Source organism: Ectothiorhodospira marina, assembly GCF_900109495.1.
GTDB lineage: Bacteria > Pseudomonadota > Gammaproteobacteria > Ectothiorhodospirales > Ectothiorhodospiraceae > Ectothiorhodospira > Ectothiorhodospira marina.
In genome coordinates, this window is the sequence record NZ_FOAA01000008.1 from 1 (window position 1) to 13,910 (window position 13,910).

Annotated in this window: 15 protein-coding genes and 1 tRNA gene; 6 read left to right on the plus strand and 10 right to left on the minus strand. The window is 60.7% G+C overall.

All coding sequences use genetic code 11. The features are described from left to right. Together BMY52_RS15395 and BMY52_RS08150 are read left to right on the plus strand one after the other, a co-directional pair. On the plus strand, nt 1–795 hold a 795-nt coding region (locus BMY52_RS15395; RefSeq protein WP_177169902.1), incomplete at its 5' end, for a transposase. 156 nt (nt 796–951) lie between these two features. After that, nucleotides 952–1,266 (plus strand): type II toxin-antitoxin system Phd/YefM family antitoxin, encoded by a 315-nt coding sequence (locus BMY52_RS08150; RefSeq protein WP_090253247.1) that lies wholly within the window; start codon nt 952–954, stop codon nt 1,264–1,266. 137 nt (nt 1,267–1,403) lie between these two features. Here the strand turns inward: BMY52_RS08150 and BMY52_RS08155 are convergent. The 5 genes from BMY52_RS08155 to BMY52_RS08175 form a co-directional block, all read right to left on the minus strand. Next, nucleotides 1,404–1,480: transfer RNA gene (locus tag BMY52_RS08155), tRNA-Val, on the minus strand. A gap of 217 nt (nt 1,481–1,697) precedes the next feature. Further along, entirely contained in the window at nt 1,698–2,318 is a 621-nt protein-coding gene (locus BMY52_RS08160; protein WP_090253249.1) for an ABC-type transport auxiliary lipoprotein family protein, read from the minus strand. Beyond that, nucleotides 2,318–3,256 (minus strand): MlaD family protein, encoded by a 939-nt coding sequence (locus BMY52_RS08165; RefSeq protein WP_090253252.1) that lies wholly within the window; start codon nt 3,254–3,256, stop codon nt 2,318–2,320. Before BMY52_RS08165 ends, BMY52_RS08160 begins: the two co-directional genes overlap by 1 nt. 2 nt (nt 3,257–3,258) lie before the next feature. Continuing rightward, nucleotides 3,259–4,059: an ABC transporter ATP-binding protein gene (locus BMY52_RS08170; RefSeq protein ID WP_245740708.1), complete on the minus strand. Its 801-nt coding sequence runs from the start codon at nt 4,057–4,059 to the stop codon at nt 3,259–3,261. Continuing rightward, on the minus strand, nt 4,056–5,174 hold the full coding sequence (locus BMY52_RS08175) for an ABC transporter permease (RefSeq protein ID WP_218140412.1): 1,119 nt from the start codon (nt 5,172–5,174) through the stop codon (nt 4,056–4,058). The genes BMY52_RS08170 and BMY52_RS08175 overlap by 4 nt, the downstream gene beginning before the upstream one ends. 301 nt (nt 5,175–5,475) lie before the next feature. On the opposite strand from BMY52_RS08175, the gene pufA reads away from it, so the two are divergent. The 4 genes from pufA (at nt 5,476) to BMY52_RS08195 (ending at nt 8,694) form a co-directional block, all read left to right on the plus strand. Then, the gene (gene pufA / locus BMY52_RS08180; protein WP_090253257.1) at nt 5,476–5,685 is read left to right on the plus strand and encodes a light-harvesting antenna LH1, alpha subunit; all 210 of its coding nucleotides are present in this window, start codon (nt 5,476–5,478) and stop codon (nt 5,683–5,685) included. Between the two features lie 57 nt (nt 5,686–5,742). Then, complete coding sequence (gene pufB / locus BMY52_RS08185) at nt 5,743–5,880, plus strand: light-harvesting antenna LH1, beta subunit (protein ID WP_025281777.1); 138 nt, start codon at nt 5,743–5,745, stop codon at nt 5,878–5,880. Between the two features lie 448 nt (nt 5,881–6,328). After that, nucleotides 6,329–7,822 (plus strand): SulP family inorganic anion transporter, encoded by a 1,494-nt coding sequence (locus BMY52_RS08190; protein WP_090253260.1) that lies wholly within the window; start codon nt 6,329–6,331, stop codon nt 7,820–7,822. 20 nt (nt 7,823–7,842) lie between these two features. Further along, the gene (locus BMY52_RS08195) at nt 7,843–8,694 is read left to right on the plus strand and encodes a universal stress protein (protein ID WP_090253262.1); all 852 of its coding nucleotides are present in this window, start codon (nt 7,843–7,845) and stop codon (nt 8,692–8,694) included. Nucleotides 8,695–8,787: 93 nt separating this feature from the next. Here the strand turns inward: BMY52_RS08195 and BMY52_RS08200 are convergent, their stop codons facing one another. From BMY52_RS08200 to BMY52_RS08220, 5 genes are all read right to left on the minus strand, one after another. Next, nucleotides 8,788–9,522 (minus strand): LrgB family protein, encoded by a 735-nt coding sequence (locus BMY52_RS08200; protein ID WP_090253265.1) that lies wholly within the window; start codon nt 9,520–9,522, stop codon nt 8,788–8,790. After that, the gene (locus BMY52_RS08205; protein WP_218140413.1) at nt 9,515–9,883 is read right to left on the minus strand and encodes a CidA/LrgA family protein; all 369 of its coding nucleotides are present in this window, start codon (nt 9,881–9,883) and stop codon (nt 9,515–9,517) included. Before BMY52_RS08205 ends, BMY52_RS08200 begins: the two co-directional genes overlap by 8 nt. A 170-nt stretch (nt 9,884–10,053) precedes the next feature. Continuing rightward, on the minus strand, nt 10,054–10,485 hold the full coding sequence (locus BMY52_RS08210) for a DUF3617 domain-containing protein (RefSeq protein ID WP_090253268.1): 432 nt from the start codon (nt 10,483–10,485) through the stop codon (nt 10,054–10,056). Nucleotides 10,486–10,555: 70 nt separating this feature from the next. Further along, nucleotides 10,556–11,854, minus strand: coding sequence for an ATP-grasp domain-containing protein (locus tag BMY52_RS08215; protein WP_090253271.1), 1,299 nt, complete (start codon nt 11,852–11,854; stop codon nt 10,556–10,558). A 29-nt stretch (nt 11,855–11,883) separates the two neighbouring features. After that, nucleotides 11,884–13,899 (minus strand): CocE/NonD family hydrolase, encoded by a 2,016-nt coding sequence (locus tag BMY52_RS08220; protein WP_090253273.1) that lies wholly within the window; start codon nt 13,897–13,899, stop codon nt 11,884–11,886. Between the last annotated feature and the right edge of the window lie 11 nt (nt 13,900–13,910).

Here is a 13,910-nt window from a genome sequence, read left to right on the forward strand (position 1 = left end):
GTGGCGCGGGCCGAGGAATATGCCGATGAGTACCGCGGCCGGTTGCATGATCTTTCCTGGTTCATGCGGGTCTTGAACGAGTCCATTGCCCGCCGCGCCAATGCGGAAGACAAGGTCCGGGGGCGGTTCTGGGAGGGTCGCTTCAAGAGTCAGGCGCTGCTGGACGAACAGGCGTTGCTGGCCGCCATGAGCTACGTGGATCTGAATCCGGTTCGGGCGGGGGTGTGTGAGGGCCTGGAGGACAGCACTCACACCTCCATCGCTCGAAGATTGAGCCAACCTCAGGAAGAGACCACGGCCACCCAGGTGGGTGATGCGCTGCCCGAGCGCGAGGATGACCGCCCTCCCCTCCTTCTTCAAAAAACCAATACGGACGCCCCCACCGACCCCGCCATCATCAGTGGCGTCTTCAATAGTGAGGTCCTGCGCGAGGAGCGTGTGTTGCGGTCCTTGCAGCCGGCCCCGCTGATGCCTTTTGACGGCACGGGTCGATTCGAGGCGGGTATTCCCTTCTCATGGCCGGATTATGTGGAACTCACGCAGACCCTGGGCCGCTGCGTTCACCCCACCAAACGGGGACGCATACCGGAAGGCACGCCAAAGCTGCTGCAGCGCCTAGGCATAGGGACTGAGGCCTTTATCGCGCATGCGTTCGATCTATTCCATTCCTTTGGCTCCGCCATCGGGGCGCCGGCGAGCCTGGTGGATCTGGCGGCGCGAAGGCAGTGTCAGTACCTGCGGGGCATCAGGACGGCTCGGGATATGTTTGGGCAGGACCTTTTGGCAGCATCGTGAACGACGGGGCACGCAGTAGCCCGTACAGGGAAACGATATGAGTGCCTTCCGCTTTTCGCGACCGAGGGCCGCTCCCGCGGGAATCTCTCCAGGGGTGACCCCCCTTCAAAAAGACTAGACTCACTCAGTCTAGCTAAACAAGATGAGGATGCCCGCATGGATACGGTCAATATCCACGAAGCCAAAACCCAGCTCTCCCGACTTTTGGCGCGCGCAGCGATGGGGGAAACCGTGATCATTGCCAAGGCGGGCCACCCCATCGCCAAACTCACGCCCATCGACACTCCGCCGGCCAGCAAAGCCCGTCGCCTTGGCTTTCTCAAGGGTGACTTTCAGATTCCGAACGATTTCGACACCATGGGCAGCGACGAGATCGCCAAGATGTTCGATGGTGATGATCGGTCATCATTCTGTTACTGGATACGCACACCGCCGCCGTCATCTCCAACTGTCCCCGGCCGCGGGTGCTGATCGTGATACTCGCCTGATGGACATCCATCTCATCCCCCTCTGCATACGGGATTACAGGGCCAGAATAACGGATTTAGCGCACACAAAAAGGCCCCATCCTTCAGTGGATGGGGCCTTTTTGTGTAAATACAGGAACGTGGTAGGCGCGATTGGACTCGAACCAACGACCCCTACCATGTCAAGGTAGTGCTCTAACCAGCTGAGCTACGCGCCTGTCGTGTTCGAGTGGGGCATTATACAGCCTGCCTGTCGGGTGTCAAATCCTTTTTCAAAAACTTGATTCATAAGCAATTTCTTGAACCAACGCGCCTTCCGCCCCACGCCAGCCTGGCCGACTGCCCCCCCCCTTTTCCAGATCGCTGATGGCCGCCCGGTAAAGCCGTAGCCCATCTGTAGCCCATTTTGAAAATCGGGGGTCATCAGGAACCGACTTATTCACCCGGCGCCAACTGCCCCACCACCCAATCCACCACGTCCTGACTCAGGGCCTCCATGGCCTGGTTCATCGCATCCACCACTGCCTCGATATCTTCACTCTCGCTGGGCTGATGGAACTGGAAGCGCCGGTTGGCGAGGATATTGCGGCTGGCATCTTCCATGAGTTGCACATCCATGCGAACAACGGCCTTGGGGTGGCCAGTGGCCTCCGAGACATATTCACTCTGCAGGGCGCCCAGGTGCATCACCAGGGAGACCTGGCTGCGGGCAGGGCTGGAATCACTGATCACCGAAGCCACGCGGCCGTCCTGACGCAGGGCCTCTACCAGATAGGCCGCCACCAGGGACGGCGTGCGGTCTGCCCAGCGGGCACCCCCATAGAAGCTGATCTCCTTGCCGGTAGGCAACACGAGGATGCGGGAAGTGGTCAGCGGGAAGGCCGCCTCGGGCGTTTCCACCCTGAGCACCGTGTCCTGCACCACCGCAGGCGCCGGTTCCTGCTCGGGGGGCGACAGAAGGAATACCCGTTGCGGTGTCTGTTCGGGCAACAGGGTGCAGCCGGACAACCCCAAAAGCCACAGGGACAGCACGAGCACAAGGAAGAGTCGGGACATCACGGGTTGAACTCCTGAATACTGTCCCGACCCAGCAGGAAGCGGGTAGGGTTGTCTTCGAGTCGACGGATCACACGATTGAGATGGCTCAGGGTGCTCTCAAACTCTCGCAAGGCCGGATCCAGCTCACCAAACGACTGCAATCCCTGACCTAGCGAGTCTTCATGGGTGGCTAACAGAACTTCCACACGTGTGGTGGTGGCCTCTAACGACGCCATGGTGCTGCGAGCATGCTCCAGTACCGCCTTACCCTCCCCACCCAGCAGGGTGTGGGCCTCATCGCCCAACCGTTGCAGGGATACCAGGGTCTGTTCAGCCTGCAGGCTGGCTTGTGAGATGGCCTTCATGGCCTCCACCAGGTCATCGCTCTGGCCTGCCAGGGCAGAGGTCACCTGCTCCACATCATCCAGGATACGCGTGACCGTATCGGCGTTGTTGGTGGAGACCAACCGATTGGCGTTATGCAGCAACTGCCCCACGGCCTCGATGAGGGTCTCACTTTCATCCAGCAAGGTATTCAGTGGCGAGGGATCCCCCTCGATCCGGGGCGGGCTTGAGCGGGTGCCCTCCAGCTGTGGGTTGTCCGGCGTACCGCCGTAGAGTTGCACACTCATGGCGCCAGTGATGTTCACCAGCTTGAGCGTGGCCCGCGTGTCCGCATACACCGGAATCTCGCTGTCCACCCGAACCAGCACCCGTACTTCATTGGGGTTATCAGGGGCCAGCCTCAGATTCACCACATCCCCGACACGGATGCCACTGAACTGCACCATATTGCCCTCGGCCAGGCCACTCACCGCCCGTGTGAAAACGATCTCGTAGTAATCATACTCCCGGTCGGAGGTGGCTTTGTGCAGCCACAGTCCAAATGCCAGCGCCCCCAGGAACGTGAGCAGGGTGAATAATCCGATCAGCACATGATGGGCTCGGGGTTCCATGATCAGCGATTCTCCAAAACATCCGCCGCCTTGCGGGCAGCGCGGCCACGAGGGCCATGGAAATAGTCACGAATCCATTCATCATCAGTGTTCTCCACCACCTCCAGACGATCTGCCACCAGCACCTTACGCTGCGAGATCACTGCCACCCGGTCACAACTGGTGTACAGCGTGTCCAGATCGTGGGTCACCAGAAACACGCTCAGCCCCAGGGCATCGCGCAAGGTCATGATGAGCCGATCAAAAGCGGCGGCACCGATGGGGTCGAGCCCGGCGGTGGGTTCGTCCAGAAACAGGACCTCAGGATCCAGGGCCAGGGCCCGGGCCAGCGCAGCCCGCTTGACCATACCACCGGAGAGTTCGGCCGGATATTTAAGCGCAGCCTCACCCGGCAGTCCTGCCAGGGCCAGTTTGATCCGCGCCAGGTATTCCGCATCCTTCCGGGACAGGTCCGCGTGCTCCATCAACGGCAGGGCGATGTTCTCCTGAAGATTCAGCGAGGTGAACAGGGCGCCCCCTTGAAACAGTACGCCAAAGCGTCGCTCCAGTTGGGAGCGTTCCTGCTCGGGCAGGTTTTGCAGGTCCTTCCCGAACACTTCGATGCAACCCGCCGAGGGCCGCATGAGCCCGACAATGCTGCGCAGGAGCACCGACTTACCCGTTCCCGACCCGCCCACGACACCCAGGATCTCGCCGCGGCGGATATCCAGGTCCAGCCCCTCGTGCACCACCAGGCTGCCAAATCGATTCTGCAGTCCTCGCACGCGGATCAGTGGGGCCTGTCTTCCGGGATCGTCCGTCACCAGCCCATCTCCATGAAGAACAAGGCCGCCAGCGCGTCCATGAGAATGACAATGAAGATGGACTGCACAACGCTGGAGGTGGTGTGCTCACCCACGGACTGGGCGCTACCGTCCACCTTGAAACCTTCCAGGCAGCCAATCACGGCGATCAGAAAGGCGAATACCGGGGCCTTGGCCATCCCCACCAGGAAATGCTGCAGAGGAATATCCCGTTCCAGGATAGCGAAGAACTGGTTGAAGGGGATATCCAGCGAGAGGTTGCACACCACCGCTCCGCCCATGATGCCGCTCATCATGCCAATGAAGGTGAGCAGCGGCAGGGTGAACATCATGGCCATGACCCTGGGGACCACCAGCAACTCCATGGGACTCAGTCCCTGGGTGCGAATGGCATCGATCTCCTCGTTGGCCTTCATGGAGCCAATCTGCGCGGTAAAGGCACTGGCGGTGCGACCTGCCAGGAGGATGGCGGCCAGCAACACGCCAAATTCCCGCAGGAAGGAATAGGCCACCAAGTCTACCGTGTAGATGGTCGCCCCGAACTCCTCAAGCACCGTTGCACCCAGAAAGGCCACGACGGCGCCCACCAGAAAGGTCAGCAGAGCCACAATCGGCACGGCGTTGAAGCCTGTCTGGTGAAGATGCGCCACCAGGGCGGTCAAACGCCACCGATGTGGACGGGGTAACAGGTGCAGAATGGTCACCAGCGTCATGCCGATGAAGCCCATGAGCATTCGCTGCTGATGCCACAGAGCCTCTACCCGCTCTCCCGTCCCGGCCAGAAAGTCGTGGATCGGTCGCCACGGGGGGGCGTCAGGCGGGCGGGTAGCTCCCATGGCGCGGGCCACCGTCTCCAGCAGCGCCTGTCGCTCACGGGGCAGATAATCCGCCTCGGAGGCCAATGCCTCCACACGCGCCGCCCCCAGCAATTCCACCAGCAGGGCGGCCCCGGCGGTGTCCAGATCCTCCAGGCCCTCCAGACTCACCGTGCCGACGCCCCCCTTCCGAGCCGACTGCCTCACCTGGTCTCGCAGGTCACGGTAATGAGCCAGTACCCAGTTGCCCACGATTTGCAGGCGGTCTCCTTGCTGGTCGATGCGGCCGGGCGTGGACATCAGGCTGGACATTCCTGTGTGGGAGTCAGGGGGAGTGTGGGATGCTACATGACCGGCGCCCATGCATGTAACCGCGCTCGCAAGCCCTCTCAGGGAACAAACCTGATCCTGCTCAAGTTTCCCATCCATTCACGAAAGCGGTGTGTTCCGCCTCCTTGACATTAAACCCTGTCAACGTAGACTCACACCCAACACGACAGGCAGCCCGCTGGGACCAGCGACACCTGTCATGAAGTCATGAAGTTTTCCATGCTCCGGGTCTTGGCGAGAGGCCTGGTTTTTAACCGAGAGGGTGATATCAATGAGCGAATACAGAGCAAGCAAGCCAAGCAACCCCAAGGACGACTGGAAGCTGTGGTTGGTCGTGAATCCTGGCACCTGGCTGATGCCCATCCTGATGGCCGTGCTGGTTGTCGCCCTGGCCGTGCATGCCTTCGTGTACGCCAACGACAGCTACAACCCGCTGACCTATGATGCGTCCGCTGAAACGACCGCTGAAGCGTCCGAGTAATTCCGGACTCTGAGCAAGTTCCAGTCTGACTTTCATCCTAATGTGAGGATATTTATCATGAATGACAGCATTTCCGGTCTGACCGAAGAACAGGCCAAAGAATTCCACGAGCAGTTCAAGACCACCTTCACCGTGTTCATGGTGCTGGCTGCTGCTGCTCACTTCCTGGTGTACCTGTGGAGACCCTTCTACTAAGAAGGCGTTTTCCGCTGCACCACTGAAGTAGCAGTATCGAGCAAAGGAGGGCTGGCACTGACCCGCCCTCCTTTGCTTTTTTGTGTCCGCGATATGGAGATCCGCCTCACACCCGGTGCCCCATCTCAAGCGGCACGGTGATTCTCGATTGCTCCCACCCTCAGGGCTTGACAAGCTGGCCAAAACCCTATGGCCTGTGTATGATCCCTGCCCTTTCCATACTGGCCTCCCCGCAGCGCCCCCCACAGGGCTGCTGATGGCTCGCTTGATTCCGGCCACACTCGGGCACCTGCTTGGGGCCACCGCCCCCGCGATATAACGCCCTTCAACTGCCGCTCCACCCAGCGCACTCCACCGCTCCGATGCACGCATACGGAGGTGAATGACGTGATTGGGCAAGATCCAGGGCCAGCCGGCAACGAATTCGCGCAATCAAAGGACATCCTTCATGAACCTCACCCGCATCAAGCAGGAATGGTTTTCCAACATACGCAGTGACATGCTCGCCGGCCTGGTGGTCGCCCTGGCCCTGATCCCGGAGGCCATCGCCTTTTCCATCATTGCCGGCGTGGATCCCAAGGTAGGGCTCTATGCCTCGTTCTGCATCGCCGTGGTCATCGCCTTCACCGGTGGCCGGCCAGGCATGATCTCCGCGGCCACCGCGGCCATGGCCCTGCTCATGGTGACGCTTGTCAAGGAGCATGGGCTGGAATATCTCCTGGCGGCCACCCTCCTCACCGGTGTGCTGCAGATCATCGCGGGCTATCTGCAGGTGGGGCGCTACATGCGCTTTATTTCCAATTCGGTCATGACCGGGTTCGTCAACGCTCTGGCCATCATGATTTTCCTGGCACAACTTCCCGAGCTCACTGACGTCACCTGGCATGTTTACGTCTTGACCGCACTGGGGCTGGGCATCATCTATCTGTTCCCCTACCTGACCCGCTCCATCCCTTCACCATTGGTCACCATCGTGGTGCTTACCTTGCTGGCCTGGCTGTTGAACCTGGATATTCGCACGGTCAGCGACATGGGCGAACTGCCCAACACCCTGCCCGTTTTCCTGTGGCCTGAGGTTCCTTTGAACCTGGAAACCCTCTGGATCATCCTGCCCTATGCCCTGGCACTGACCGTGGTGGGCCTGCTGGAATCCATGATGACCCAGAACATCGTCGATGATCTCACCGACACTCGTACCGATAAGAACCGCGAGTGCAAGGGCCAGGGGCTCTCCAATATCGTCGCCGGCAGCTTTGGCGGCATGGCGGGCTGCGCCATGATTGGGCAGTCTGTGATCAACATCAAATCCGGCGGACGAGGTCGACTGTCCACTTTGATGGCTGGTGTCTATCTGCTCGTCATGGTGGTCTTCCTCAGCCCCATCCTGGCCGTCATCCCCATGGCCGCATTGGTGGCAGTGATGATCATGGTGGCCATCGGTACCTTCAGCTGGAGTTCCATCAAGAACATGAAGGATCACCCGCTGAGCACCAACATCGTCATGATCACCACCGTGGCGGTCACCGTGTTCACCCATAACCTGGCCATCGGCGTGCTCTCCGGTGTGTTGCTGGCGGCCCTCTTCTTTGCCAACAAGGTCAGCCAGTTCATGTTCGTGGGGGCCGACACCGACACCAGCCCGGACGAACACACCTTGCACCGGACCTATCGTGTGTATGGGCAGGTCTTCTTTGCTTCCACGGAAAAGTTCATGCAAGCCTTTAATTTCCGGGAGGATCTGGATAAGGTGACCATCGATCTGTCCCGTGCACACTTTTGGGACATCAGTTCCGTGGCCGCACTGGACCGGGTGGTCATCAACTTCCGTCGTGAAGGTGCGGAGGTGGAAATCATCGGCATGAATGAAGCCACGAGCACCATCGTCGACCGTCACGCCGTACATGACAAGCCCGATGCCGCTGACCGGCTCATGGGCCACTAACCTGCTGGAGGACGCCCTTTATGAACAAGGTCATTGCCTGTATCGATGGATCGCGCTCGTCTTTGTCCGTATGTGATTACGCCGCCTGGGCCAGTCGACGCATGGACTCACCGCTCACCCTCCTGCATGTGATCCACAACCCGCATGCCGATGCCCAGCGGGACCTGAGTGGAAACCTCAGCCTGGGCGGCCGCGAGGCCCTGCTGGAACAGATGGTGGAAGCTGAGGAGCAGCGCGGCAAACTGCTGCGGGAACAAGGACGGGCCATCCTCTCGGATGCCCTGGAGCGGGTTCGGGCCAACGGTGTAGCCGACCCCGGGAGCCTGTTGCGTAACGATAGCGTCACCGCTGCCCTCGATGATATCCAGGATGAGGCCCGCCTCGTGGTGGTGGGCAAGCAGGGCAAGGATGGCGACATGCTCAAGCAACACGTGGGAAGCCATCTGGAAAGCCTCATCCGCACCCTCAACCGGGGCGTACTGGTCTGCCCGCTGGAATACCGGCAGCCGGAGCGTTTCCTGATTGCCTACGACGGCAGCGCCACGGCGCACACTGCGGTGGAAAAGGTCTCGGAGAGCCCACTGCTCCAGGGACTGGGGGCGCACATCCTGATGGTGGGTGAAGACACTCAGGACAACCGCTCGCGCCTGGATAATGCCCGCGGCACGCTGGCCCAGAAAGGCTTCGATGTGCGCGCGGAAATCCGCAGCGGCGATGTCACCGATTCCGTGTGTGCCTACTGCCAGGAACACGACATCCACTTGCTGGCCATGGGGGCCTATGGCCACTCGCGGCTCCGGCGCTGGTTCGTGGGCAGCACCACCACCAACATGATCATGCGGGCTTCGATTCCGTTGATTATTTTGCGGTAGGGGGGGCTCCTCGCCCCCTCACCCCAACCCCTCTCCCCGGGGGGGGAGAGGGGCTTCAAAACTGCGACGGGTGGGGTGGGGGGCTTTGGAGTTCTAGCCGCCCATCAGGGTAGGTAGCCAGTTGACCGCGAGGGGCAGCAGGAAGGCGGTCATGATGCCCGCCAGGGTCAGGCCCAGGCCGGCGAATGCACCGGCTGTGGCGCTGATCCCGAAGGCCTGGGCGGTGCCAAAGCCGTGGGCTGACAGGCCCATCGCGAATCCCTTGACCCGATCATCGCGGATGCGCAGCAAGCGGATCAGCCCCGGGGCCAGTATGCAACCAATGGCCCCGGTCAACAGCACTAGGGCCGCTGTCAGCGAAGGCAGGCCACCGAGTTTTTCGGACACCCCCATGGCGATGGGGGATGTCACCGACTTGGGTGCCAACGACATCAGTGTGACCCATTCCGCCCCCATCAGATAGGCGATCATCACCGCGCTCAGGGCCGCCGTCGCCGCCCCCGCCAATCCCGACACCAACAGCGGCCACAGCAGGGCTCGTATCTGCTGACGATTCTCGTAAAGGGGAACGGCCAGTGCCACCGTGGCTGGCCCGAGCAGGAAATGGATGAACTGGGCACCGTCAAAATAGGTGTCGTAGTCAGTGTCGGTGAGCAACAGGATGGTGATGAGGATGCCCATGGAGATCAGCACCGGATGCAGCACGGGGCTGCCCCCCAGGCGTCTGTTGATCCACAGGCTTCCCTGGAACACCACCAGCGTCATGGTCAGCCATAGCAAAGGGCTGGCGGCCAGGAAGGCCCAGATATCCGTGATCTCGTCACCCATCTTCGGCACGTCGACTCCGCAGCCAGATCAGTCGACTGAGCAACAGCATGGTCACACCCAGCGCCAGGGTAGTGCTCACCACCAGACCCAGCAGGATCGGCAGCCAGTCCTGGGCCACCAGGCCAAAATGGACCATCAGACCTACGCCGGCCGGCACGAACAACAGGGCCAGGTGACCCAATAGCGTGTGACTGGTCTGTCTGAGATGCTCGGGTACGCCACCACGAATCAACAGCGCCCCGAACAGGATCAACATCCCCAGCACCGGCCCCGGGAAGGGCAGATCCAGCCAGAGCACAATCACCTCACCCGCCAGTTGGCAGGTGAGCAGGATGATGATGGCGGTAATCAGCCCGGACAAGGGGTTGCACCATTCATGACTGGAGGTACACGTACGGGCCGTTCGGGAACGGCCCCAGCGGCGTCTCGAACTTCACCGACCAGTCGGGTAAAAGGTTGTCCCCTGCATCGCGCGGGCGCTTCTCGAAGCGCCCCTACGACAAACCCCATGCGCATGGGCCGCTCCTCCCCTCATTCGCAGTCGCCGATGCGCTCGCCCGTGATGTCCGTGCGCATGACCAGCGGGCCCATGGGGCTCTCAAGGTTGGCCGTCATCTGGCCTTCCAGGCGATCCCCCATGAACTGCAGTTCAGCACGCATGTCCACTTCCATGCCCTCCTCCGTGCAGACCATGTCATAGGTCATGGTGGTGGAGGTCATGTCCATATTGGTGACTTCGCAGTTGTCCTCCACCTGGAGGAAATCCGGCCCCCGGGCCACGTCCTCGGCCGTGATGCATTCGGTGCTGGTGTGGGTCTGTTCCGGGAACGGGGTATCACCCTCCACGCCGGTCACGTTGGTGAATTCCCACTGCCCGGGTTGCAGATCCAGTTCGTCCGCCTGTGCCGCCAACGGGACCAACAAGACCATGGCGGTGGTCAGGATCAAGGGGCGGATGCGCATGAGCTTTCTCCGAAACATGAATGTCGGGCCATGGTAGCAGCGGGGCCGGACACTGACCACCAAGCCCTGCTCAGGTGATCACCGGATCCGGATCCTTTTCAATATCAAACTGCAACACGGCAAGCGCCTCGTCATACTTGTCCAGCATATCGGTCTGATCGCGCCCACCGATGAAGACATTGGCAATCTCGAAGCTGTACATGTCCTGCCCCTGCAGATCCTTGAGATGCTGCCCGGGCTTGACCGGGATCTTCACGTAGGTACCCGGTTGGCGCTGCCGAAGCTTTTCGATGGCCTTGATACTGGGCACCCGCACCACCTTGCCGCTCTCCACGGTGCGGAACATGAAGTGTCCAGCCACGTTGAATTGCCCCTTGCGCTCCATGGGCTTGGGCTTGCGACCCAGGGCGAGATCCACCATCACCGACAGGTGCGAGACGCCATGCACCTTTTCGAAAATGTCGGTGTGAGCCTGAGACACCCGTGGATTGATTTCCAGGAACCATACCTGGTCGGAGGTCTGATCGTAGAAGAATTCCGCATTGAAGGCCGAATTATCCAGCCCGAACTGCTGCACCACCATGCGGGTCACATCCATCATGCGATGCTGAATCTCCAGCGGCAGTGACGAGGGGTACTCATACCTGGCAAAGGAGGAACTGTCCTGCTCATGTACCGAATCCACCACCCCGTAGATGTGCACACGTCCGTTGTGGCTGTACCCCTCCAGGGTACATTGCCAACCGCCGATAGGGCTCTCGGCCACGAAGCTCTCGGGCATTTCGGCAATCTCGGGTGGGGCGCCGAAATGTCGCATCAGGTAAAGGAAGGGTTCGCCCATGAACCCCACCTTCTCCCGGCACAGGGGCATCACCGCCTTGAACTGGCGCTCGTCGTTGATCTGGAAGGCGAGATAGGAGCGGAACGACTTGATGGGTTTGATCCAGAACGGCGGTAATAAACCAAGACCTGCATAGGCCTCTTCATCAAAGGGATCAAAGGCCCGGAACTGGGGGATATGCTCCGGGATCACCTTGCGCTGTTCCAGGCGACTCCAGTACTTGTTTTCACATTTGAGCACCGACTCCAGAGTGGGCCCGGGCAGGCCAAAGTGCTCGGCGAGGATGGGGGTCATCACCGTACCGGGAAAATCGTAATAGCTGGTGACGGCATCCACCGTGCCATCGAAGGCCTCCATGGTACGCGTGGCCTTGTCGATCAGAAACTTGATGTCGTACTGATCCACATTGCGGATATCACTGATATCCAGGGCCGCATGAAACTCGCATTCCTTCGCCTGCGGCAAGCGCTCGAGCTTGTCCCGATTGAAGTCGTCCAGACCAATGATGAAGACATTTTTCTTGGGCACTGTGTGAATTCTCCAAAAAAGCGGTGTGTTTACACCAGATCCCGGGGAACGGTCTCGTCCCAGGTCTTGGAAAAGACGCGCACATCCCCCTCATAGGCATCGAGTGTGGCACGAATGATAAAGCGGGTTCGGGTCGAGGTGAGCACCGTGCGTGTGACCGTGCGTACCTCCCAATCGCCGCGGCCGAAGTGACGTTCGTGGGTCACCTCGCCTCGCAGGGTGTCGTAACGCTCGTTACTGTAGCTATAACGCTCATGGACCTGGCGTCCGAAACTCAGGTCGATATCGTCCAGGCGAAGCCGGGGGTCATTATTGACCACATCCAGGGCCACCTGGTTGGTGGCCAGGTTATGGATCACGTTCCATTCCCGATGGGCCGGAGCCAGTAAGGTGTTGGGCGGCGTGGGCGCCTGACGGGGCTGGCCCAGGCTGGGCAGGGCCGCATCATCGGTATCGGAGCGACGCTCCGGCAAACGCAGACGGCAACCCCCGGTATGCAAGGTCAGCCTCACTGGCTCGGGCGCAGGCCAGGCCAGAGGCCAATAGGAACTGGAAACAGCAACCCGAATGCGATGCCCGGCCCGGAAACGCTGGGCCACCTCGTTGAGTCGCACTGTGACAGGGTAAGGCCGACCGGGCTCCAACTCAGTTGGGTTTTCGTGGTTCTCGCGGTGGGTGAGGTTCAGGATGCCGAAGGTCACCCTTGTGGCCCGATCATCCGGCGCCAACTCCGAGATGCGCACCGCTACCATGGCCACAGGCTTGTCGGCACTGATTTCCAGATCCATTTCGGCCGCCCCCAGCATCTGTATATCTTCCTCCAGGGGCTGTGTATCAAACACCAGGGCGCCACCATCTTCCAGTCGCTGATCCGAAGGCAGATCGGTGATCTCCGCATAGGAACACCATTTGCCGGCAAACAGACCCACGCTCAGGGGGCTCTGAATAGTCACCGTATCCGACTCGCCCATGTCATCCTCCGCTGGGACAAGACGCCCATTATGGAGATGGTATTCCCGTGAGCGAATGGCCGGACTGGGCCAGTGCGGCTCAGCCACCCAGCCCCCCGTTGTCTCGGGCAACAAGGGGTTGCGACGGTCATGCATCCAGACTCGCAGCATGGGGTCCTGCTCCACCTGCCGGTCGATGCCCTTGAGCCAGTGGTCCCACCAGCGCACGCATTCCCCCAGGAAGTCGATGGTGGGTCCTGGCCCACCCATGTGAGGGTATTTATGGCCCCAAGGGCCCACCAGGCCACGACGCGGCCCCTTCAGATGACGCATGAGACGGAACACGGTATTGGAATAACCATCGGCCCATCCGCTGACCGCCATCACGGGGACCTGGATGGCGTCGTAGTCCTCGCACACCGAGGCATGACGCCAGAAGTCGTCGCGGCGTTGGTGCTGCAGCCAGTTGTGAATCCACAGACCACTGCCCTCAAGCCGCTCCAGCCACATATCGCGCCAGCGCTCCCCCACCACCAAGGGGTCGGGCGGGCAGGAGTTAAAGCCAAACATGGTGGAGGCCCAGGAAAGGTTATCGGTGAGCAGGCAACCGCCCATGTAGTGCACATCGTCAGCATAGCGGTCGTCCGAGGAGCACACGGAGATCACCGCGCCCAGTTCCGGCGGCTGTAATGCGGCCAATTGCAGGCCATTGAAGCCGCCCCAGGACAATCCGAACAACCCCACCTTGCCGGAGCACCAGGGTTGAGCAGCGATCCAGCGCAGGATCTCCAGGCCATCATCCAGTTCCTGCTGCAGATACTCGTCGCGAAGGATGCCCTCGGAATCGCCGCTGCCACGGATGTCCACCCGCACGCCAGCGAAACCCTGAGCAGCAAAAAAACCATGGATTTCCGCATCCCGCAGCGCCTTATGGTCCCGCTTTCGGTAGGGAATGTATTCCAGTACCGCCGGCACGGGATGCTCCTCAGCATCTTCCGGCAACCAGATCCGCGCTGCCAGTCGGCAGCCGTCCGCCATGGTAATCCAGGTGTTTTCGATCACTCTGACGGGCTGATCGGAATCCGCGGTGCTCATAGAGGTGTCCT